The 23,091-nt window shown below is 68.8% G+C and carries 18 protein-coding genes and 1 riboswitch; of the genes, 13 read left to right on the top strand and 5 right to left on the bottom strand.

The window, feature by feature from the left end:
• Positions 1–42: 42 nt before the first annotated feature.
• The 5 genes from ABZ862_RS35005 to ABZ862_RS34985 all read right to left on the bottom strand — a co-directional run bounded on the left by ABZ862_RS35005 (position 43) and on the right by ABZ862_RS34985 (position 6,244).
• On the bottom strand, positions 43–1,809 hold the full coding sequence (locus ABZ862_RS35005) for an ABC transporter substrate-binding protein (RefSeq protein WP_360967448.1): 1,767 nt from the start codon (positions 1,807–1,809) through the stop codon (positions 43–45).
• Positions 1,810–1,843: 34 nt separating this feature from the next.
• The gene (locus ABZ862_RS35000) at positions 1,844–2,842 is read right to left on the bottom strand and encodes an ABC transporter permease (protein ID WP_360967445.1); all 999 of its coding nucleotides are present in this window, start codon (positions 2,840–2,842) and stop codon (positions 1,844–1,846) included.
• 749 nt (positions 2,843–3,591) lie between these two features.
• Complete coding sequence (locus tag ABZ862_RS34995; protein ID WP_360967442.1) at positions 3,592–4,410, bottom strand: enhanced serine sensitivity protein SseB C-terminal domain-containing protein; 819 nt, start codon at positions 4,408–4,410, stop codon at positions 3,592–3,594.
• Positions 4,411–4,578: 168 nt separating this feature from the next.
• Entirely contained in the window at positions 4,579–5,373 is a 795-nt protein-coding gene (locus ABZ862_RS34990) for an enhanced serine sensitivity protein SseB (protein ID WP_360967439.1), read from the bottom strand.
• 244 nt (positions 5,374–5,617) lie between these two features.
• Positions 5,618–6,244, bottom strand: a complete 627-nt coding sequence (locus tag ABZ862_RS34985) for an AAA family ATPase (protein ID WP_360967476.1) — start codon at positions 6,242–6,244, stop codon at positions 5,618–5,620.
• Between the two features lie 488 nt (positions 6,245–6,732).
• A riboswitch (glycine riboswitch) is annotated at positions 6,733–6,842 on the top strand.
• Between the two features lie 217 nt (positions 6,843–7,059).
• On the opposite strand from ABZ862_RS34985, the gene gcvT reads away from it, so the two are divergent.
• The 13 genes from gcvT to ABZ862_RS34920 all read left to right on the top strand — a co-directional run bounded on the left by gcvT (position 7,060) and on the right by ABZ862_RS34920 (position 23,073).
• Positions 7,060–8,196 carry a glycine cleavage system aminomethyltransferase GcvT gene (gcvT, locus tag ABZ862_RS34980; protein ID WP_360967437.1) on the top strand — a complete coding sequence of 379 codons (1,137 nt, stop codon included), beginning with the start codon at positions 7,060–7,062 and terminating at the stop codon, positions 8,194–8,196.
• Positions 8,197–8,340: 144 nt separating this feature from the next.
• Entirely contained in the window at positions 8,341–8,727 is a 387-nt protein-coding gene (gene gcvH / locus ABZ862_RS34975; RefSeq protein ID WP_360967434.1) for a glycine cleavage system protein GcvH, read from the top strand.
• Between the two features lie 16 nt (positions 8,728–8,743).
• Positions 8,744–10,009 (top strand): serine hydroxymethyltransferase, encoded by a 1,266-nt coding sequence (glyA, locus tag ABZ862_RS34970; protein ID WP_360967473.1) that lies wholly within the window; start codon positions 8,744–8,746, stop codon positions 10,007–10,009.
• Positions 10,010–10,141: 132 nt separating this feature from the next.
• The gene (locus ABZ862_RS34965) at positions 10,142–11,509 is read left to right on the top strand and encodes an L-serine ammonia-lyase (RefSeq protein WP_360967431.1); all 1,368 of its coding nucleotides are present in this window, start codon (positions 10,142–10,144) and stop codon (positions 11,507–11,509) included.
• 482 nt (positions 11,510–11,991) lie between these two features.
• Complete coding sequence (locus ABZ862_RS34960; RefSeq protein ID WP_360967428.1) at positions 11,992–12,630, top strand: hypothetical protein; 639 nt, start codon at positions 11,992–11,994, stop codon at positions 12,628–12,630.
• 110 nt (positions 12,631–12,740) lie between these two features.
• Entirely contained in the window at positions 12,741–13,688 is a 948-nt protein-coding gene (locus tag ABZ862_RS34955) for a methyltransferase (protein ID WP_360967425.1), read from the top strand.
• 8 nt (positions 13,689–13,696) lie between these two features.
• Positions 13,697–14,842: an LLM class flavin-dependent oxidoreductase gene (locus ABZ862_RS34950; RefSeq protein ID WP_360967470.1), complete on the top strand. Its 1,146-nt coding sequence runs from the start codon at positions 13,697–13,699 to the stop codon at positions 14,840–14,842.
• 123 nt (positions 14,843–14,965) lie between these two features.
• Positions 14,966–16,483: an AMP-binding protein gene (locus ABZ862_RS34945; RefSeq protein WP_360967422.1), complete on the top strand. Its 1,518-nt coding sequence runs from the start codon at positions 14,966–14,968 to the stop codon at positions 16,481–16,483.
• Positions 16,484–16,757: 274 nt separating this feature from the next.
• Positions 16,758–16,979: a phosphopantetheine-binding protein gene (locus ABZ862_RS34940; protein ID WP_360967419.1), complete on the top strand. Its 222-nt coding sequence runs from the start codon at positions 16,758–16,760 to the stop codon at positions 16,977–16,979.
• 341 nt (positions 16,980–17,320) lie between these two features.
• Complete coding sequence (locus ABZ862_RS34935; RefSeq protein WP_360967417.1) at positions 17,321–18,541, top strand: condensation domain-containing protein; 1,221 nt, start codon at positions 17,321–17,323, stop codon at positions 18,539–18,541.
• A gap of 176 nt (positions 18,542–18,717) precedes the next feature.
• Positions 18,718–20,976, top strand: coding sequence for a peptidase domain-containing ABC transporter (locus ABZ862_RS34930; RefSeq protein WP_360967467.1), 2,259 nt, complete (start codon positions 18,718–18,720; stop codon positions 20,974–20,976).
• Positions 20,977–21,035: 59 nt separating this feature from the next.
• Positions 21,036–22,388 carry an aromatic ring-hydroxylating dioxygenase subunit alpha gene (locus ABZ862_RS34925; protein WP_360967414.1) on the top strand — a complete coding sequence of 451 codons (1,353 nt, stop codon included), beginning with the start codon at positions 21,036–21,038 and terminating at the stop codon, positions 22,386–22,388.
• A complete protein-coding gene (locus ABZ862_RS34920; protein ID WP_360967411.1) occupies positions 22,381–23,073 on the top strand; it encodes a cupin domain-containing protein in 693 nt (230 codons plus the stop codon). The genes ABZ862_RS34925 and ABZ862_RS34920 overlap by 8 nt, the downstream gene beginning before the upstream one ends.
• Positions 23,074–23,091 lie beyond the last annotated feature (18 nt).

Raw genomic sequence — 23,091 nt, 5'->3', positions numbered from 1 at the left:
CGGCCCGCGGGCACCAATGCCTTCACCTGCCTTCCGGGGCTGCTACTTCGACTCGACGCCGATGTTGAGGTAGTCGTACTGACCGCTGAAGGCCGCCGAGGAAACCAGGTTGGTGGCCTTCGGACGCGCCAGCAGGACCTTGAAGTAGGTCAGCGGCACGAGGACGGCGTCGTCCATGGTCTTCTTGTCGATCTGGGTGTAGAGGGCGTTGCGCGCGGCGGTGTCCTGCGTCGCGATCGCCTTCTCCAGAAGGGAGTTGACGTCCTTGTTGTCGTACTGCGACAGGTTGGTGTTGCCGGAGTCACCGATGGCGGCGCCGTTCAGGATCTGCTGGAGGAAGCCGTAGCCGGACGGCCAGTCGGCACCCCACTGCATCATGATGAGGCCGATGTTCTGCTTCTCGGTGAACTTCGGGACACCGGCGTAGTCGGTGAAGTACTTGCCGGACGGGTACTGCTTGAGGGTGGCGTTGATGCCGACCTTCTTCAGGGAGTTGATGATCGCCGTGGCGGCGTCGATCTCCTGCGGACGGTCGGAACGGGCCGTGATGTTGGTGCTGACGGCCGTCTTGCCGCAGGCCTTCAGCTGCTCCTTGGCCTTGGCGGCGTCGCCCTTGCTGCCGGTGGAGGCGTAGACGTCCGCCTTCGCGTAGCCCGGGATGTCGGGCGGCAGGACGGTGGAGGCGATGTCACCGCGGACCGGGCCGCCCTCGGCGGTCTGGACGGAGACCTTGTCGATCGCGTACTGCACGGCCTTGCGGCAGGCGACGTTGTCGAACGGCTTCACCTTGGTGTTGATCGCCATGTAGACCAGGCGGCCACCGTAGGTGTTGTCGGAGTTCGACTTCTTGGCGGAGTCGGTGAGGATCTGCGCCTGGGTCGCGGCCTGGACGCCGGTGCCGCCGAGGTCGATCGCGTCGCCGGCGAGGACGTCCTTGTCGATCGTCTCGGCGTTGACCTTGAGGTTGACGACGATCTTGTCCGGCAGCTGCTTGCGCAGCGGGTCGGTCTTCGCGTCCCAGTTCTCGTTGCGCACCAGGACGGCCTGCTTGCCGTCGGAGTAGCTCTGGAACTTGTACGAGCCCGAGGACACGATGTTCTTGACGTAGTCGACGCCGTTGTCCTTGGCCTGTGGGACCGGGGCCGTCTGCGGCGAGGCGACCAGGTAGTCGAACTCCTGGAAGGCCTGCTTCAGGTGGAAGACGATCGTGGTGTCGTCCGGGGTCTCGATGGACGAGAGGCCCTTGGCGCTCTTGTCCTTGTAGGGACCCTTGTACTTGTCGCCGCCGACCAGGAACTGCTGGAAGTAGTTCGGGCCGAGGGAGAGGACGTCACGCGCGAAGTTGGAGCGCTCGACGGCGTACTTGACGTCCTTGGACGTGATCGCCGTGCCGTCCTGGTACTTCACGCCCGCACGCAGCTTGTACGTCCAGGTCTTGCCGCCGTCGCTGGAGACGCCCTTGCCCGCCGCGAGGTCGGGGACCAGGGTGTTGCCCTTGGAACCGGCACCGGGCTCGAAGGTCATCAGCGGACGGGCCCACAGCCGGCTGAGGTTGTACATGTACGCGTAGTACGTGTTGCCCGGGTCGAACGAGTCCGGGACGTCGGACAGCTCGTAGGTGAGCGTCCCGCCCTTCGTCGAGGAGGCGTTGACGACGTCCTTGGTCGCGGCGTTGGCACCGGCCGAGCTGGAGTTGTCGTTCGAGTTGTCATCGGCCTTGCTGCAGCCTGCGACGAGCAGACTCGCACTTCCGATGGCCGCAATGGCGGCCAGCGCTGACCTTCGCATGATGGGCTGGTTCCCCTTCATTGTCGGAAACTTTTCGGGCTCTCTGCGGCAGGCGTCAGCGGCTGCGCGGGTCGAGAGCATCGCGGAGACCGTCGCCCAGCAGGTTGAACGCCAGGACGGTCACGAAGATGGCGAGACCGGGGACGATCATGTACTGGGGGTCGACCTGGTAGTACGTGACCGCGTCCCGGAGCATGCCGCCCCAGGACGCCTGAGGAGGCTGGATGCCGACGCCGAGGAAGCTGAGGGACGCCTCGAAGAGGATGTTGGTCGGGATCAGCAGCGTCGAGTAGACGATGATCGGACCGACCAGGTTGGGCATCAGTTCCCGGAACACGATGTACGGGCCCTTGGCGCCCATGCCCCGGGAGGCGTCGATGAACTCACGCTCGCGCAGGGCCAGGGTCTGACCGCGCACGATACGGCCCAGGTAGGGCCAGTTGAAGAAGCCGATGACGAAGATCAGCACGCTGAGGTGCAGCGGCAGTCCGTTGAGGCCGAACGCGCCGCCCTGCAGGGTCGCGGAGATGGCGATCGCGAAGAGCAGCAACGGGAAGGCCAGGAAGATGTCCATCAGTCGGCTGATGACCGTGTCGACGCGTCCACCGTAGTAGCCGGCGACGACACCGAGGATGGCGCCGATCACGTTCGAGAGGATCGTGGCGCCGAAGGCGACCACCAGCGACACCCAGGAGCCCTCCAGGATGCGGGTGGCGATGTCGCGGCCGAACTTGGGATCGACGCCCAGCGGGTGGCTCAGGCTCATACCGCCCCAGCCGCTCTTGGGCAGCGAGGTGTCCGGGCTGATCAGGTCCTGGTGGAAGGCGTTCGGGTCCAGACCGAACATCGACTGGATCGGGCGGGAGAGGACCGCGAGGAGGATCAGCAGGATGACGATGACGCCACCGGCGACGGCCACTCTGTCCTTCTTGAACCGGGTCCAGGCGATCTGTCCAAGGGAACGACCCTCGATCTGCCCCTTGCTGGCACCCTCGAGGACAGCTTCTGGCTGTACCTCGGTTGCCGCCCCGGTGGTCTCGATCGGTGCGGTCACTGTGACCAGACCCCTCTCGCCGGTGGTGACCGGCTGCGCCTGCCGCTTTGTGCGGGTTTGTCGTCTTACCAGGAGCACGGGATCAGGAGACCCCATGTTCTGAACCGCGAGTCTTCAGCTTGCTCACGATCACCCGCCAGAGCTGACGGGGAATGTATGCGCAACCGTGATGCTCTGCTGGGGATTCCGTTATCCGAACGCTGGGTAGCACGTACCGGATGTGGAGCAGTCGGCGACTCAACGGCAATTCGGCACGCTTCGGACACGTCACTGTGTCTACGCGCGCAGAGAATGTGTTTGCTGGGTGAATCCTACGGCGGATCCGAAAAGGTATTGACCACCTCCGGGCTCCCACCCGTGTCCGAACGGCGAGACAGGGGGTTGCGCGGAGGCCGTACGGATCGTATAGCGGCAGGCCGCGCACTCGTTCACGGGGCGGGTCACGAGAGCACCGGCAAGCGGGAAATCCGAGCGATACGCGTGCGCAATTACCGGAATTGGATAGCCCCGTCAATACCCGTCTCACATCGCGGGCAATTCCCTTATGGAGAACGGCGCGTCAATAGGAGTCAGGGCACGGTTGCCGCAGGTGAGATGGGGTTCAGCGGGCAGGGTGGGCCCGGGTGCGTGGCCCATGCCGTCAACAACGCCGGGTGAGGGGCCGCGCCGAGCACGGCTGGGTGAGCGGGCCCCGGTGAGCGGGGCTCCAGGGGGCGGGGCTCCGGTGGGCGGACTCCAGTTAACGGGGCTCAGTACCCCACTGGCGGAAACCCGTACCCCGTGCCGGGCACCGCGCCGACGCCGCCGGCGGCCACTCCGCCGGGCACCGCGCCGCCGTGCGCGTCACGGTCGTAGAACGGCCGCGCGTTGGCGCGCAGCCACATCACCACGGGGTCGTGGTCGTCGGACATGACGACGGTCGACACGGGCAGTCCGTCGGGTACGGCCCCGATGGACCGCTGCATCATCGCCCGCACGGAGTCGACCGCGGGCGGTGAGGTGTCGTAGACGTCGAGGCCGATGGCGAGGTACGGCGCCCCGAGGGCGGGCTGGACCCAGGCGCGGCGCAGGGAGCGCAGGGCGGGGGTGCGGTGGGCGTTCTGGGTGAGGAGCGCGTAGAAGTGGGGGACCGCGATACCGGGTTCGGAGAGTCTGAGGGGTCCGGCGGGCTGGCGGTCGAGGCCGGTGGCGATACGGCGGAGGTCGGGCCAGGGGATGCCGACGCCGCCGCCCGGGGCGTGGGGATTGAGCCAGAGGCCGTAGTGGTCGGGGTAGAGGGTGCGGGCGACGTCGAGTCCGTCGACGACCTCGTAGGACCGGTTCCAGCCGCTGGCCGAGAGTTCCTGGGCGGAGGTGACGCAGGGCGCGTAGCCGTGGCCGCCGACCTCCATGGTGCCGTACTGGGCGTCGGGGGAACCGGCCTGGCCGTGCCACAGGAGCATCCAGACCTGGCCGGAGGAGGGGGTGGCGAGGGCGCGCAGGAGGGCCTCGTAGGCGTCGTAACGCCCGGGCGTCACCTGGCGCAGCATGTGCTCGACCTGTCCGGTCGCGGTGCCGCTCACGCTCACCTGTACCGCCCCTCCATGGATGTGCCCCGTTGCCCCGGACTATGGAACCAGCTTAAGCGCCCGGGGACCCGGCCCTCGTTGCGCGCGGGCCGGGTGTGCCGCGGCGGCCGGATGCGCCCCGGCGGACCGGAGTGGGGGGCGGGGCCGGCGGGCCCGGCCGTACGTGTCCTACTGGCCGTACTGGTAGAAGGGGCGCACGTGGTGCCTGAGCCATTCGCCGACGGGGTCCTGGGCCACGTCGAGGAGGACGAGGTTGACCGGCCAGGGGACGGCGGTCCGGCCGAGGGCGCGGCCGAGCGCGTCCAGCGGGAGTTCCCGCAGTTCGCCCTCCCACTGGGTGAGTTCGACGCCGACGAACATGACGGGGTCGGCCGTCTCGATCGACGCGAGGCAGCGGCGGGCGGTGAGGACGATGCCCGTGGCGGCGAACTCGGCGGAGGCGGCGGCGAGGAAGTCGACGGGGTCGTCCTGCCAGTCGGGTTCGAAGAGGCGGACGCGGGCGCCGGCGCCCGGTCCGTCGAGCTGGGTACGGCCGCTGCGGCACAGCTCGGCCACGGCCGGCGGGGGCAGGGGCACGCCGACGACCCCGTCGGGGTTGAGGGCGAGGCCCACCTGGGCGGGCAGACCGCGGGCGAACTCGACGGCGGGCGCCACGGTGAACGACATGTGGGAGCCGACGACCTGACGGAACTGCTCCTCGGAGCTGAACACCGGGACGAACGCCTGGCCGGCGATCTCCATGGTGGGCAGGTCGAGGTCGGTGCTGTGCGGGTCGCCGCCGTTGGGCAGGGGCACCCAGAGGAAGCTGCGGCCGAGGACCTCGACGATACGGCCGGCGGCCGCGGGCACGCCGAGGGAGGCGGAGAGCACCTCCTCCAGCTCGTTGCCGGGCCAACCGCCGTGCGGGTGGGGGTGCGTCTGCGCCGGGTAGTCCGCGGGAAAGTCCGCCGCCGGGAAGTCCATCTGTTCTACCGCCTGCTGGGAACCGCTGCTGTGGCTGAAAGGCTAGCGGGTGCGGGACCCGGATCGGCCCGGATCGGCCTTGATCGACCCTGATCGACGTGGACCGGCGCGGATCGGCGCGGATCGGCGGGGATCGGATCGGCCGGGGCGCCGGGGCGGACCTGGGCGGGCCGGGCCAGGTCCGGTCAGGTCTGTCCGGTCCGTCCGGCCTATCCGGTCCGTCCGGTCCGTCCGCGGGGAGGGGTCATCCCGTGAACGACACCCGTCGCAGCGCGTCCGCCGCGTCGCGGTCGAGGAGGACCGCCGAGCCGCAGCCGTCGGGCAGGTCGCCGCGTTCCACGGCGCGCAGCAGCCGGGCGGTGGCCTGCCGGTGCCGGAGGAAGGCGTACCGCGAGACGCCCCGGCCGCGCTCCTGCTGGCCGGCGAGGGCGGTGTCGGGGGTGACGTCGAGGAGCAGCAGATGCAGGGTGCCGCCCCGGCGCCGGGCTTCGCGGGCCAGCCAGGCGCGCACCCAGGTCTGGCTGCCGCAGTCGTGCACGGCGACGCCCCCGCCGGTGCGCAGGGCGCGGCGCAACCCCGCGTAGTGGGCGAGGCGGACGGCGGGGCGGTAGAGGACGTAGGGGAGGAGGCGGGGCAGGCGGGCGGCCCAGCGGTCGCGGGCGTGCTGGGAGTCGACGCGGATGCCGTGCACCGCGCGGTCCATGAAGGTGGACTTGCCGCTGCCGGGCAGTCCGGTCACGACGACGAGGTCGCGGGCGCCGAAGACCAGGGCGTGCGGGCTGCGTCCGGCGCGTTCGCGCAGGTCACGGACGACGGGCGCGGTGCGTTTGGCGCGGTGCCCGCGGACGGGGAGGGCGGGCCGGCCGGGCAGGGCGGCTCCGGTGGCCGCGGCGGCTGCCGCGGCCGCGGTCGCCGTGGTGGCGTATGCGGCTGTGGTCCTTTTGACCGTCGTCGTCTTCACGTGCGCGTCCTCCCCTGGAGCGGCCCTCGGTTCCCTTTGAGCGTTCCCTGGTCGTCCTCTGGTTCTTCCTTGGGTGTCCCTTGGGCCCCGAGGGGGGTTGTGCCCCTCGAATGTAAAGGAACGGTAATCCACGGAGTTCCGCGGTTCGGTCCGTGCGCCGCAACAGCCGGGTCACAGATCACGCGGGTGCCGAAAAACGTCTCTCACGATGGCCGGATATGAGCATCGTCATTCACAAAGCAGCTCGACGCTACTGACACGAGATTGCAAGGCGATCAGCGGCGGTCGTCTTGGAAAAGAAGGGTGACACCTGTAAAGCGAGGTATCACTCCTGACGCGGGAGGGCGCCGGGCCGTACCCCGTGCGATGATGTGCGCGCCAACTGCATACCGGCCGCTTGAATCCGCGCGGGAGAGTTCCCTGCGGCGCTCGCCGAGAGCGCTCACGGGACGCCGAAGGAGCAAGTCCCTCCCTTGAATCTCTCAGGCCCCGTCACCGCGCGGGCGAGGCACATCTGAAAAGCGGGCCGCCGCCGCAGCACTCCCGTGCTCCGGCTCCGGCGGCCCCACCCACGGTGCAAGTCATGACACCGGCGTCCCCCGCGGGGGCCCGCGGCCGTCATGGCGAACCTCTCAGGTTCCGATGACAGATGGGGAGGACAAGGATCACCTCCACCCGTCCTGTCCAGCCCTGTCCGGACCTGCCCTGCCCTGGGAGACCGACCGATGAGCAGTACCGACGCTTCCCTTCCCGCTGCCCCGCGCCGTACGGCGCTCGACGCCCTGCACCGTTCGCTCGGCGCGACGATGACCGACTTCGCCGGCTGGGACATGCCCCTGCGCTACGGCTCCGAGCGCGACGAGCACACCGCCGTCCGCACCCGGGCCGGCCTGTTCGACCTCTCCCACATGGGCGAGATCACGGTGCGGGGCGTCCAGGCCGCCGCCCTGCTGAACCACGCCCTGGTCGGCGACCTCGCCGCGGTGGCCGTTGGCCGGGCCCGCTACACGATGATCTGCCGGGAGGACGGCGGCATCCTGGACGACCTGATCGTCTACCGGCTCGCGGAGACCGAGTACCTGGTGGTCGCCAACGCCTCCAACGCCCAGGTGGTGCTGGACGCGCTGACCGGGCGCGCCGCGGGCTTCGACGCCGAGGTGCGCGACGACCGGGACAGCTACGCGTTGCTCGCCGTGCAGGGCCCGGAGTCCGCCGGCATCCTCGCGTCCCTGACCGACGCCGCCCTCGGCGGCCTGAAGTACTACGCCGGCCTGCCCGGTACGGTCGCCGGTGTCCCGGCGCTGATCGCCCGCACCGGTTACACCGGCGAGGACGGTTTCGAACTGTTCGTCTCCCCCGCCGACGCAGAGAAGGTGTGGCAGGCGCTGACCGAGGCGGGCGCCGGGGCAGGTCTCGTGCCCTGCGGGCTGTCCTGCCGTGACACGCTGCGACTGGAGGCGGGGATGCCGCTGTACGGGCACGAACTGTCCACCGCGCTCACCCCGTTCGACGCCGGGCTCGGCCGGGTGGTGAAGTTCGGCAAGGAGGGCGGCTTCGTGGGGCGCGAGGCGCTGCTGGCCGCCGCCGAGCGGGCCGCCGTCAGCCCGCCGCGCGTCCTGGTCGGCCTGGTCGCGGAGGGGCGCCGGGTGCCGCGCGCCGGGTACCGGGTGGTCGCCGGGGGTGAGGCGGTCGGCGAGGTCACCTCCGGGGCGCCGTCCCCCACCCTGGGCAGGCCGATCGCGATGGCCTACGTCGACGCCGCGTACTCGGCACCCGGCACGGCCGGGGTCGGGGTGGACATCCGGGGCAGCCACGAACCGTACGAGGTCGTGGCGCTGCCGTTCTACCGGCGCCGGAAGTAGCCACCGGCGCCGCACCGCGGCCGGCCCGGCCGGGCCGGCCACCGCAGTACGACCCTCACCACGATCGTCCGGTGACCCGGGTGACCACCGTCAGCGCGGTCACCCGGGTCACCGCAGCCCCCCGCGTACAGGAGAATTCAGGTCATGAGCAACCCCCAGCAGTTCCGCTACAGCAAGGAACACGAGTGGCTGTCGGCCGCCGAGGACGGCGTGTCGGCGGTCGGCATCACCGAGCACGCGGCCAACGCCCTCGGTGACGTGGTGTACGTCCAGCTCCCGGCGGTCGGCGACACGGTGACCGCGGGCGAGCCCTGCGGCGAGCTGGAGTCGACCAAGTCGGTGTCCGAGCTGTACGCCCCGGTCACCGGTGAGATCACCGCGGTCAACGAGGACGTGGTGGACGACCCGTCCCTCGTGAACTCCGAGCCGTTCGAAGGCGGCTGGCTGTTCCGGGTACGGCCGTCGGCCGAGCCGGAGGGCCTGCTGTCCGCCGACGAGTACACCGCCTACGCCACCGGCGAGGAGTCGTAACCGTATGTCCGACCGTATGTCCGTCCTGAACACGCCCCTGCACGAGCTCGACCCGGAGATCGCCGCCGCGGTCGGTGCCGAGCTGGAGCGCCAGCAGTCCACCCTCGAGATGATCGCCTCCGAGAACTTCGCCCCGCTCGCGGTGATGGAGGCGCAGGGCTCGGTCCTCACCAACAAGTACGCCGAGGGCTACCCCGGCCGCCGCTACTACGGCGGCTGCGAGCACGTCGACGTCGCCGAGCAGATCGCCATCGACCGGCTGAAGGACCTGTTCGGCGCCGAGTACGCCAACGTCCAGCCGCACTCGGGCGCCTCCGCCAACCAGGCGGCCCTGTTCGCGCTGGCCCAGCCCGGCGACACGATCCTGGGCCTGGACCTGGCGCACGGCGGTCACCTCACCCACGGGATGCGGCTGAACTTCTCCGGCAAGCAGTTCCAGGTCGTCGCCTATCACGTCGGTCCGGACACCGGTCTGGTCGACATGGCGGAGGTCGAGCGGCTCGCCAAGGAGCACCGGCCGAAGGTGATCATCGCGGGCTGGTCGGCGTACCCGCGGCAGCTGGACTTCGCGGAGTTCCGGCGGATCGCCGACGAGGCCGGGGCGTATCTGTGGGTCGACATGGCGCACTTCGCCGGTCTGGTCGCGGCGGGGCTGCACCCGAACCCGGTGGAGTACGCGGACGTCGTCACCTCCACCACCCACAAGACGCTGGGCGGGCCGCGCGGCGGGATCATCCTCGCGCGGAAGGAGTTCGCGAAGAAGCTGAACTCGTCCGTCTTCCCGGGCTTCCAGGGCGGTCCGCTGGAGCATGTGATCGCGGCCAAGGCGGTGTCGTTCAAGGTCGCCGCCTCGGAGGAGTTCAAGGAGCGCCAGCGGCGGACGCTGGAGGGCGCGCGGATCCTCGCCGAGCGGCTCACGGCGCCGGACGCCAGGGCGGCCGGGGTGAACGTGCTGTCCGGGGGGACGGACGTCCATCTGATCCTGGTCGACCTGCGCGCGTCCGAGCTGGACGGGCGGCAGGCCGAGGACCGGCTGCACGAGGTCGGCATCACCGTCAACCGCAACGCGGTGCCGGACGACCCGCGCCCGCCGATGGTCACGTCGGGCCTGCGCATCGGCACCCCGGCGCTGGCCACGCGCGGCTTCACGGCGGAGGACTTCGCCGAGGTCGCGGACGTGATCGCCGAGGCGCTGAAGCCGTCCTACGACGCGGCGGCGCTCCATGCGAGGGTGACGGCGCTGACCGGCCGGCACCCGCTGTACCCGGGTCTGGGCGCGTAGCCCCGTCCCCGGTTCAGCCGCTTTCAAGCGGCACCGCGCACACTGGACGCAGGGCCGTCCACAGCTGGGCGCGGTGCCGCTCCCGTTCCACCGCCACACCCCTGCCCTCATCGTTCCTGCCGGAGGAGTCCCGTGGCCATCTCGGTCTTCGACCTGTTCTCGGTCGGCATCGGCCCGTCGAGCTCCCACACCGTGGGCCCGATGCGCGCGGCCCGGATGTTCGCCCGCAGACTGCGCAACGAGGGGCTGCTCGACCCGGTGGCCTCGCTGCGCGCGGAGCTGTACGGCTCGCTCGGCGCGACCGGTCACGGTCACGGCACGCCGAAGGCGGTGCTGCTCGGCCTGGAGGGCGCCTCCCCGCGCACGGTCGACGTGGAGACCGCCGACGACCGGGTGGAGACGATCCGCTCCACGGGCCGTATCCGTCTCCTCGGCGACCACGAGATCGCGTTCTCCTGCGACGACGACCTCGTCCTGCACCGCCGCAAGGCACTCCCCTACCACGCGAACGGCATGTCCCTCGGGGCGTACGACGCCTCGGGCACGGAGCTGCTGGCGAAGACGTACTACTCGGTGGGCGGCGGCTTCGTGGTGGACGAGGACGCGGTGGGCGCCGACCGTATCGTGCTGGACGACACCGTCCTGAAGTATCCCTTCCGCACCGGTGACGAACTGCTGCGCCGCACACGGGAGACGGGCCTGTCGATCTCCTCGCTCATGCTGGAGAACGAGCGTGCCTGGCGCACCGAGGACGAGATCCGCGCCGGGCTGCTGGAGATCTGGCGGGTGATGCGGGAGTGCGTGGCGCGCGGTCTGTCCCGGGAGGGCATCCTGCCGGGCGGCCTGAAGGTACGCCGCCGCGCCGCCATGACGGCCCGTCAGCTCCGCTCCGAGGGTGACCCGTTGGCTCATTCGATGGAGTGGATCACGCTGTACGCGATGGCGGTGAACGAGGAGAACGCGGCGGGCGGCCGGGTGGTCACCGCGCCCACCAACGGAGCGGCCGGCATCATCCCGGCGGTACTGCACTACTACCTCGACTTCGTCCCCGGCGCCGACGAGGACGGCGTGGTGCGCTTCCTCCTCGCGGCGGGCGCGATCGGGATGCTGTTCAAGGAGAACGCGTCCATCTCCGGCGCCGAGGTGGGCTGCCAGGGCGAGGTGGGCTCCGCCTGCTCGATGGCGGCCGGCGCCCTCGCCGAGGTGCTGGGCGGCACGCCGGAACAGGTCGAGAACGCCGCGGAGATCGGCATGGAGCACAACCTCGGCCTCACCTGCGACCCGGTCGGCGGACTGGTCCAGATCCCCTGCATCGAGCGCAACGGCATGGCCGCGGTGAAGGCGGTCACCGCGGCGCGGATGGCGATGCGCGGGGACGGCTCGCACCTGGTCTCCCTGGACAAGGTCATCAAGACGATGAAGGACACCGGCGCGGACATGTCGGTCAAGTACAAGGAGACGGCCCGGGGCGGCCTGGCGGTCAACATCATCGAGTGCTAGGGAGACAGGCCCCTGCCCAGCGCGCCCGTCTCCTTCGGACCACGTACCACCCCCGCGTACGGACGCGGCTGCCGGCGGGGCCGGGAGCAGGCCCCGTGGTCGCCCGGAACCGGATCACCGGGCTCCACGGTAACCGGGCGGTTCACCGCACCCGGGACAGCACCTGACGCGCGGCAGCCCCGGCGTTCGCCCTCCGCCCCGGCCGGACCCCGCTCGGCACGGCGGGCTTCGCGGCGGCCCGCCGTCAGCGGCGCCGCACCGGCCGGCCCGGTGATGTCACCGGTCACGGACACCTCGGGTTCCGCAAACACAGTCACACGTCACCCGTAACTGGTCACGGGTCACTGGTCATCCACTGCGCATGAACTGTGCGTCAACAAGGGGCCCGTAGCGTGGGTTGAAGAAAGCGAGGGGAAAACGAGAGAGGCAGGAGGCCGTGCGATACAGGATGGGCGCCACGTCGACCCCTGAAGGGATTCCCAGTGCTGGCGATCAGAACTCCGCCGGGTGATGCCGTGTTCGGTATCAGGCCTTCCCCGCCACCGGGTATCGACGTCCGCACCGCGGTTGCCACGCTGGGACCCCGCGGGACGGACTCGGTCCATGAGGCACGCAAATACTTCTCCGAAGTGGTCACGCTTCCGACCGTTCCGGAGGTCATGGACTACGCCGAGCAAGAGTCCGTCCTTGCCCTCGTACCAGCCGGCCACCTGACCGTCTCGGACAATATCTTGCGCGACAGCTGGGTGAACCTGCATTTCCGCTTCCAGGGACGCATGAGCATGGTCGGCCTCTGGGAGAGCCCCACCAAGAAGATGTGCGCCGCCGTCAACGTCGACCGTGCGGGCGCTGCCTCCGAGGTCCGCAGCGTCGCGCTGCACCCGGCCACCGCGGCCTTCGCTCAAAAGATCTTTCCGGCAGACGTGGAACTCCGATTCTGCGATTCCAAGCCGATCGCGGTGCGGTTGGCGGAGGAAGGCCGTGTCGATGCCTGTATCGGATCGCTGGACGTCGTACAGAGGGCGGCCGGGCTCCGTCCCGTGGAGGAGTTCGAGCCGACCATGATCTGGTGTCTCTATTCCGGACTCGGGCACATTCGAAACCCTGATGCAGACTCATGAAAGCGGTCGAAGTGGAAGTGAGTGACACGAAAACGCACCGTTCCCCTGTCCGGTTCGTCGATTGCCGGTCGGCTCCCGAGGCGTTCGGTCCGGCCCCGGATCTGGCCGCCGTGAGCGCCCTGCTCGAAATCGGTCAGCGTCTCGGAATCCTGCCCTATCTCGAAGACGACGAGGCAGTGGAGGCCGCGGCACTGGCCGCCGCGGTGAACCTTCCCGTCGCCGGCGTGGAGATGCTGCTGACGACCTACGAGGCCGCCGCCATCATCGAAAAGGTTCCCGACCGGGAAGGTGCCTTCCGCGCCGCTCCCTCGTTCCCGACGCTTCGTTACCAGGCCGGCTACCTCTCGTGGGCACTCAACGCGAACCGACCGTTCATCGAGCATGCCCGCGCATTCCTCGAGGACCCAGAATCGGCTCGCACGGCATACCGCCGGGACATGGAGCAGGTGGCGGTCTCGTCCCAGTGGCAGGGGGAGATGGCGTTCTATCCCTCGCTGGTCTCGGTCGTCCTCGAGGCCGCGCCCACCCGGATCGTCGATCTGGGCGCGGGTACGGCGAGGATGCTCATCGATGTCCTCCAGCGGTTGCCGGACACCACCGGGGTGGCCCTGGATCTGGCCCACGACGCCTGTGCGGCCGCCAGGGTTCTCGCCGCGTCCGGTGGCGTCGCCGACCGGCTGACGGTCGTGGAGAGGTCCATCCAGTCCCTCGCCACGGACGACGCCGTCCTGGCGGGTGCCGACATGATCACGGCGGGATTCGTCTTCCACGACATGCTGCCCGAGGAGGAAGCCACCGCGGACGCGGTACTGCGCAACTGCCGGGCCGCGCTGCCCGAAGGCGGCCTCCTGGCCGTCACCGATGCCGTCCCGTATGCGGCGACCGGCTGGGAGCGGCGTTTCAGTGCCCTGGTCACCTACATGCACCAGCAGTTCATGGGCCGGAAGCTCCTCACCGAGTCCGAGTGGGGCGACAAGCTGTCGGATGCCGGCTTCTCCGACGTGCTGTGCGTACGGCAGTCCTCCCCGACAGGACGTCTCTTCATCGCCACCGCGTGAGGGAATCGATGTCAGCGAAGTTTCACTGGTTCCTGCCGACGGCCGGGGACAGCCGGTCGTTGGCCGTGGGAACGCACGGCACCCATGGCCCCGGCCGACGGGCGGAACCGGCCTGCGAAGGCGGCACGGACCGGTTCCGGGCGCCGGACATGGGGTACTTGGGGCTGGTCGCCCGGGCGGCGGAGCAGCTCGGATTCGAGGCGGTGCTCACTCCCACGGGTACCTGGTTCGAAGACGCCTGGCTGACCACCGCGGCACTGCTCCACGAGACCGAGCGGTTGAAGTTCCTGGTCGCTTTCCGGCCGGGTCTGGTGTCACCCACGCTGAGCGCCCAGATGGCGGCGACTTTCCAGCGCCTTTCCGAGGGAAGACTGCTGCTGAACGTGGTCGCGGGCGGGGAGAGCGCGGAGCAGGCCCGGTTCGGCGACCACCTCCCCAAGGAGCAGAGATACGCCCGGGCCGGAGAGTTCCTGACCGTCCTTCGGGGCGCGTGGAACGGCACGCCGTTCGACTTCAAGGGCGGGTACTACGACGTGCGGGGAGCGACGGTGTCCGAACCTCCGGACCCGCTGCCCGCGTTGTACTTCGGCGGGTCTTCGGGCCCGGCCGGGCCGATCGCGGCTCGCCATGCGGATGTGTACCTGACCTGGGGCGAGCCACCCGATCGGATCGCGGAGAAGATCGCATGGATCCGGAAGCTCGCCGACGAGGAGGGACGTCGCGTCCGTTTCGGTATCCGGTTCCATGTGATTTCCCGGGACAGCTCCGCGGAGGCCCGGACCGTCGCGCAGCGCCTGCTGAACAAGATGGACCCCGTCCAGGTGAGAAAAGTGCAGAACGTCCTGGCCGGCATCGAATCGACCGGGCAGGCCCGGCAGCGGGCGCTGACAGAGAAGTTCCTCTCCAGCCGGGACGCCACAGACCTGGAGATCTACCCGAACATCTGGGCGGGGGTGGGGCTGCTCCGTGGCGGAGTGGGAACCGCACTGGTGGGTGGTCATACCGAGGTGGCCGACCGGATCGAAGAGTACGCCGCGCTGGGCATCGAAGAATTCGTTCTCTCCGGGTTTCCGCATCTGGAGGAAGCATACTGGGTCGGAGAAGGGGTATTGCCCGAACTGCGCCGCCGCGGTGTGGCCCCGGCGCTGCCCTGAACTCCGGACCCTGTACCCGCACAGGGCAGGAATCCGCACCGCACCCTTCCGGAAATCGACGACCCGGAAACCGCCGTGGACGTATCACGACCAGGAATCAAGTATTGCGATGGGAGGTAGGCCGTGCCGCGCGCCGTGAATGCGATGCCGATATCGGAGAAACTGACCGAACTGGCAGCCGAAGCACCGGATTTCCCGGCAATCATCGAGGTTGCAGCCGGCCGATCCTCCCGGGAAGTCACCTACCGGTGTCTGGTCGACGACGTCCGGGGGATCGCGGATCTCCTCCGTGCCTGGAATCGTGATCTGAACGGTGCCGCCGTCGTCTGCCATCCCGCGACGGTTTCCATCGAAACGACGAAGATCATTCTGGCTGCCCTGTGTGCGGGCGTCACCGTACTCCCGTACGCTCCGCAGCTCGACGCCGAAGCACTGTCCGGCGCGCTGGGCAACGCGGGACTGAGTACCCGGACGCGGTATCTCCGAGTGCCCGGGTCATCGTCATCGGAACCCGGTCGGGAATCCGCTGCCACCGTTCATCTCACACGGTGGGAGCACACCACCGAACACCGCCGTCCACGATATCTCCTGACCACGAGCGGTTCGACGGGTGTTCCGAAGATCGTTCCCTTCTGGAATCTGGGCGACTACGATCCGAGAACCATTCCCGACCTCGTGTTCCGAGCGTGTGGCTGGCGGTCCGGACAGCGGCAGCTCATCACTCTCCCGATCCATCACATCGGGACGGTGGCCGCGCTGGTACAAGGCGTACTGGATCGGAATCAGATCGTCCTGGCGAAGCCGATGGAGCCCGAGGACCTCCTGAACACGATCGCGGATCACCGCATCGGCTGGCTCATGGTCACTCCCCATTACATGAAAGCCCTTCTGCCCGCGGCCACACGTGATCCACAACGATTGAAGAGCCTGACCGGAATTCTGCACACCGCCCTCCCCTGTCCTGCACCGCTCAAGCAGGCGTGGATAGACCTTTTGGGGGGCGAACGCGTTTTCGAGATGTACGGCGGCACCGAGGGTGTCGGCGTCACCGTGATCAACGGCTCCGAGTGGCTGGCGAAGCCCGGCTCGGTGGGGCGCGGACTGCTGACACACCTGCGGATAGGGGACGTCCCAGGGCAGGCACAGGGTGCGGGCGGCATCGGCCGTATCTATCTCCGTCGGCTGGGGGCGGCCGGCCGGGCCCGCTCGGCCGCCCCCTGGCTCCGGCACACCGACGACGGTTACGTGAGCCTGGGCGACATGGGGTGGCTCGACGAAGACGGATACCTCTATGTCTTCGACCGTGCCGCGAACCGGGCCGCCACCTCCAGCGGGGTCATGTGGCTCGGCCGGCTGTCGCTGGTACTGCGAACCCATCCGGACGTCCTGGACGCCGAATGCGTCGCGCTCACGGGCGCGGAGCGGGACACGACAGGAGCGCTGCTGGTGCTGCGGGACTCCGTGGCCGAGCTCGATCTGCCGGCGATCCAGAGTTTCTGTGCCTCTCGGATCAAGGATCACGAGCTTCCCGAGGTCTGTATCCGCGTGACCGAGATCCCTCGGTCGGAGATCGGCAAGCCCGATGCCGTCGCCATCAGGAAGATATTCGACCGGAAGGGGTTCCGTGCCACGGGAGCTTGACGTCACTCTGTTCCGCGGAATGTGCGAAGACGTCCTGGGTGCCGCCTTTCACGAGACTCCGGAGTTCACGGTCTACGCATCTGTCGATGGACTCGGGTCCGGGGTCGATATTCGCCTGGCGTTCCGTGGATGCTATGGCATCGACGTACGGCGAGTGCGATTCGTCGACGGACTCCGATGGGCGCCGTCGGGCTGGTGCGACTATGCGGCCGGCCCGGACGGACCATCTCCTCGGATTCTGTCGGAGTACGTCCATACACCTCCGGCCGACCCTGTGGAACAGGAACTCGCCGAGCTCTGGGAGGAGCGCCTGGAGATCCGGGGCGTGGGCGTGGAAGACGACTTCTGGGAGTGCGGCGGAGACTCTCTCTGCTTCATCGAGATCGTCGAAGTCCTGAACCAGGAATACGGTGTCCGATTGGGTTTCTTCGACATCGGAGCCAGCGTCACCATAGCCCGCCTGGCCGCTCTGGTGCGCGAGCGTTCGCCGCGATGAAGACTCATCCCCGATCGAGGCAAAAGCTCACGGGCGGCTCGGGCCGGGGATGAAACCGTAACAACTGATACGCGTAGGGGAGGTGAACCATGGAGTACTTCGACACCGAGATCGTGGACATCGAGTCCCTGTCCGACGAGGCCCTTGCCGACATCATCGGCGGTGCCGCGATCAACGGCTGCACGAACTAGGCAGCGACTCGATCCTGGCCGGCACCCGAGATTCCGGATGTCGGCCAGGATTGTCGACGACAGGGAGATGACGCAATGCGCCACCAGGGTCGGGAGACGGTACCGCTGACGCTCCCACAGCTCTCGGTCTTACGGGCTCTGCGGGGTGACATGAGTGCCGGGCCGACCCTGGAACTCTCGTACCGCATCCAAGGGCCCCTGGACATCCAGGCGTTCATCGCCGGCACAGGTGACGTCGTCGGCAGCCATGACGCGCTGCGGCTGGCGATCTGTGAGTGCGGGAACTCCGGGCCCCATCAGTGGGAGAGGGCGACGCCTCCGCCGACCGAGCTGGTCAGGTGCCAGAAAGTCAAAGCCGGTTCCGAGGAACGGTTCTCCCGGTATGTCGCCGGCCTGGCCACGAAGGATGTCGCCGAACCCTGGGACCTGCGGACGGAGTTCCCGTTCCGGCTGCGGTTGCTCCGCTACGCGCCCGATCTCCATGCATTTGTCGCGACCTTCTCCCAGTTCGCGGTCGACGGCAGCGTCCGGGCGATCTTCGGCGGGGACCTGTGGCAGGCGTATCGCCGGCGCCGGGGCGATCGCGAAGCCTTCACCGCACCGAGCCCGCAGTTCCTGAGCGTGGCCGCACGGCGCGGATCCCCGGCTGCCGACGGCAGGGACATCGCCGGTTTCTGGCGGCGCCGGTACGCCCGGATACCCCAGGAATGGGGCTTTCTCGCCTCCTCGGTTCCCGATGCGGACCCGGCGGAGGCCGGGACCCTGGAGACGAGCTTCGTCCTCGACGGCGAGCGGCTTCGCAGGATGCGGCAGGCGGCACGGGCCGGCAACGCCACCGAGCTCGTCTGGATCCAGCACGCCCTGGCCCTGGCCGTATTCGAGCACACGGATGCGGACTCCACCGCGATCTGGCTTCCGGTGGACACCCGGAGCACCAGGGAACGGCGACTGCTCGGCATGCTCACGCTGGGCCTGCCGATGGTCGTCGACCGCCGCACCGCGCCGTCCGACCTCGTTCGAACGCTCACCGGCGACTGGCTCGACCTGCTGGGGCACCGGCGGGTCACCCGGGAGACCGTCGAGACCGGCGAGATCGCCGGTCTGGGGGATCCGGCGCGAGGACCGGAGCGCAGCGTGCGCCTCGCTTACATCAACCACCCTCGCCTGCAGCGCAGGACCGTGGTGGGCGACCTCACCGTGGACTACGGCGCCTACGCCCCTCGGATCGAGCGGGTGGTCGGCGGAGTGCATCTGAGGGTCGGGAGCTGGGCCGACCGCGTTCGCTTCGATCTGAGGGTCAACCGGGCCCGCCTCACCGAGGCCGCAGCGTGGCAGATGAGGAACGACGTCGAGCGGATCCTGATGGGCTGACTTCCGTCGTCCGCCCTGCGTCCGGACAGAACCGCTCTTCCCGAGGGGAGTCCCCATTCATGATCGAATCTGAGGAAGCGACCGATCCCGGCCGGGCCGCGCCTCCGGTGGCAGGGCCCGTCGGCCGGGCCAGGTTCAGCCGTCAGGCGGCTGAACGGAATGGTGTCGGCCGACGTCTGGGAGATGCCCTGACCCTGCCCGGACTGCTGACGGGACAGAGGCAGGGAAGGCTGCGCCGGCTCATCGCGGCAGTCCCTGGAGTGGCACCGGGCCGGCGTGGTCACCGGGTACCGGTCTTCTACCAGACGGAGAGCGCCGACTGCGGGCCCACGTGCCTGGCGATGGTACTGGCCTTCCTGGGCATCGATGTGGACATCGCGACGGTGCGGCGCCGCCTCGACGGAGGACAGACGGGAGTCTCCGCGCAGGCGCTCCTCCGGGCCGCCCGGCACTTCGGGGCGCTCGGGCGTGGTGTGCGCGTCGGCGTGGGCGGGCTCGGCCGCCTGAAGAGCGGCAGCATCCTGTTCTGGAACTTCAACCACTTCGTCGTGCTCGAACAAGCGACTGCCACACACGCCTACATCGTCGATCCCGCTGTGGGGCGCCGGCGCTTCAGACTGGGCGAACTCGCCGACGTGTTCACCGGGGTGGCACTCGAGTTCGAAGCACCGCTCGTCGACGGCCGCGCGCCGGTGCACCGCCGTGGGCCCGGCGTCGCACAGAGTTCCTGGCAGTACCTCAGGCTGTTCGTCACCCGGGACCGCCGCTGGACACGCCTCGCAGTGGCGTCGTTCCTGCTGATCGTCTTCAACTTCGCCACCCCGTTCGCCGCTTCCTACGTGGTCGCCCGCACCGGCACCGGAAACCGGTCGGGGCAGGCAGCCGTCATCCTGTGCCTCGCGCTCGCGGCGGGCGTGTCGTTCGCGCTGCTCCACATGGTCCGCGGCCTGGCGCTCCTGGCGCTCCAGTCGATCGCGGACCGCCGCGTCACCCTCGGCGTGTTCGGCCATCTGCTTTCCCTGCCGTACGAATATTTCACCAAGCGGAACCCGGGTGATCTGGCGATGCGGGTGCGGACCAGCTCGGCGGTCCGGCAGGTCCTGACGGGTGCGGCTCTCTCCACCCTGTTCGACGGCACGCTGGTGCTGGTCTACCTGGTCCTGCTGCTGGTGGTCGACGTACAGTTCGCCCTGCTCTGCATGGCGTTGGCCGCCGTGATGGTGGCCGTCCTCCTCCTGTTCTGGAAGCGGCAGCGCTCTTTGTCCGCGGCGGAGCTGGAGCGGCAGTCGGTCTCGGAGGGCGCGCTCCTCGAACTGCTGGACGGACTTCAGACGATCAAGGCCTGCGGTCTGGAGGACACCGCGCACGACCGTTGGAGCCAGAGCCTCATCGACGAGATCAACCAGCGGGGCGTGAGCCGGAGGAACCAGGTCATCGGCTCGGCGATGAGCGCGACCATCCAGTTCCTCGCCCCGCTGGTGGTGCTCGACCTGGGGTACTTCAAGATGTCGAGCGGTGCGGCGTCACTGAGCTCGGTGGTGGGGTTCACCTCGCTGGCCGCCGGGATGTTCGTGCCGTTGGCGAGCCTCGTCCAGAGCGCCCTGCAGGTCGGCGGCCTCGGCGCGACACTCGCCCGGCTGACGGACATCCTGGGCGCCGAGCCGGAGGAACGTCCCACGGACAGCGTGCAACCGGACGACGTGAGCGGCCCCGTCGAGGTCCGGAACGTGTCGTTCGCGTATGCGGGAGACTCCGGCCCGGCCCTGAGTCAGATCGATGTCCGTTTCGAAGGCGGAACCCTCACGGCCGTCCTGGGAAGGTCGGGTTCCGGCAAGTCGACGCTGGCGTCCGTCATCGCCGGGCTCCAGACCCCCAACAGCGGGTCGGTCCTCATCGGCGGCATCCCCATGGCCCAGCTCGACCGAGTGCTGCTGAGGCGCTCGATCTCGTACGTCGCACAGGATTCCCGGCTCTTCGCCGGCACCGTCCGGGAGAACATCACCTACGCCCAGCCGGGGACGTCGCTGGAAGAGGTCCAGCAGGCGGCGAGGCTCGCGTGCGTCCATGACGACATCATGGCGCTCCCCATGCGTTACGAGACGCTGCTCGGTCCCGGAGGACTGGGCCTGTCCGGTGGCCAGCGGCAGCGGATCGCCCTCGCCCGCGGCTTGGTCCGCAAACCGCGCTTGCTGATCCTCGACGAGGCGACGAGCGCATTGGACAGTGCCACCGAGCAGGCGATCTTCAGAGGGCTGTCCGCCTCCGACCGGACGCTGATCGTCGTCGCCCACCGGTTGTCGGTGCTCGAGACCGCAGACCAGGTGATCGTCGTCGAGGCCGGCAAGGTGCTCGCCCACGGCCGGTACGAAGACCTGCTGTCCGGTTCCCCGTATCTGCGCACGCTCATGACCGGCCACGGTGAGCCGCGCGGCTGAGGCCACGAAGAGGACGGTTGCTCCACGCGGTGTGCCATGACCTGAAAGGACGTGTCGAAGTGCTCTCCGAAGCAAAGAACCACGCACTGACCCGGGTGGGCCCCGGGACTCCGATGGGTGCGCTGCTGCGCCGGTACTGGCATCCGGTCGCCGCGGTCTCGGAGCTCGCCGAGAAGAACGTGAAGCCCGTCCGGCTGATGGGTGAGGACCTGGTCCTGTATCGCACCGATACGGACGGATACGGCCTGGTGCAACGCCGTTGTCCGCACCGGGGCGCAGATCTGGGGCAGGGCTGGACGGAGGGGCAGAGCCTGCGCTGCTCCTACCACGGCTGGATGTTCGACAGGTCCGGAAGCTGTGTCGAACAGCCTTATGAGGACATGGTCGGTTCATCGGCGCCGTTTCGGGACAAGGTCAAGATCGACGCCTATCAGGCAGTGGCCTTCGCCGGCATGATCTGGGCCTATCTCGGCCCGGCTCCGGCCCCGCTCGTCCCCATGTTCGAGCCGTTCACCTGGCGCCGCGGGTTCGTGCAGGTCATCCTGTCCGAGCTTCCGTGCAACTGGCTGCAATGCCACGAGAACTCCGTGGACCCGGTTCACTTCGAATGGAGGCACACCAACTACATCGTGCGGGAGAGCGAGCCCGGGAGCCCGGATCGCGGCCCCCGGCACTCGGGCCTCGAATTCCAGGAATTCGAGTTCGGCATCGTCGTGGCCCGCAGTGCCGAACTGACCACGGCGTTGGCCGCCCCGGTCGCGCCGACCAGCCGACCGGAGACCAGCGGGATCGCGTGCCTGTGGCCCAACGTCCTCTACACCGGAAGCAACCTTGAGTGGCGCGTCCCGATCGACGACACCACCACGCTCAATATCGTCTGGCACTACTCGCCGATCCCGACGGACATGCCCGCGACCGAGCAGGAATCGATTCCCTACTGGTACGGCCCGGTGGTCGATGACGACGGCGAATTGCTGACCAGCCACATCCTGAACCAGGATTTCGCGGCCTGGGTCGGACAAGGGGCGACAGCGGACCGCACCGGCGAGCGTCTGGGACGGAGCGACGCGGGGATCGTCATGCTCCGCAAGCGGCTCTTCGCGGACCTGGAACGCGTCGGCCGCGGTGAGGATCCGCAGGGCGTCATCCGCGATCCCGCATCGAACCGATGCATTCTGCTTCCCTTGGACAAACGCCAGATGTACCGCGACGGCGTCGACCGCACCTTCTTCGAGGAACGCCTCAGGAGGGTGTTCGACTGGCGGCTGAACTCCGACCCCTCATATGCCGTTCAATTCGGACAGCCGGCGCCCGTGCGGCATGCGTTCGAGAAGGCCATGGGCATTGATCCTGATTTCCTCGATCTCCGGGGAAAGGTCCGTCGTTCCGTCAATGGAGAGTGTGATGTCTGAATATTTCCCGGCCGGACGCACGGTGGACCTCGCACCCCGCGTGAATTCCACGTCGTACCGCCTGGGCGACATGGAACTGATCGTCTCGGAAATCCTGCCCGGCGCCGCGATCCCCCCGCACTCGCATCCCGAGTCGCAGGCCGGGATGTGCCTGCGCGGCTCGTTCACGTTCGGCATCGAGGGACAGGGCGAGCACCTCCTGACGGAGCTCCGGACCGGCTATGGAGTGACATCGGGGGTCGGGCACTGGGCCCGCAACGAAGGGACCGAGGTGGCGATCGGCCTCGACCTGAAGCGCGCCGGGGACGGTCGCGGCCCGACGGGGTCGGGCTTCCTGGACCTCGTACCGGGCCGTCCGGGCAAGCAGGGGCTGACGGTCTCCTTCATCGTCGGCGACTGGTTCGAATTCATGGTCGCGGACCTGTCGGCCGACGGTTCGATGGTCAGGCACAAACACCGGCACGAGCAGTTCGGGGTGTCGGTCTCAGGGAAGTACTCCATGCAGATCGGTGCGGAAGAGTCCCTGTTCGCCGACGGCGACGTCTATTACGTGCCGCCCGCGATCGAGCACAGCGCCCACAACGGCGGGCCGGAGAGCGGGCTGGCGGTGGTCGGCTTCGTGCCCCCTCGCTACCATCGCCCGGCGGTACCGGGCAGCCGGCCCGCGGAACGGGAGGGGAGCTGAATGTCACTCCGTGATCAC

It is taken from the genome of Streptomyces sp. NPDC047000, from assembly GCF_040644295.1.
Taxonomy (GTDB): domain Bacteria; phylum Actinomycetota; class Actinomycetes; order Streptomycetales; family Streptomycetaceae; genus Streptomyces.
The sequence above is the reverse complement of the archived record's forward strand: the minus strand, read 5'-3'. Positions and strand labels throughout refer to the sequence as shown.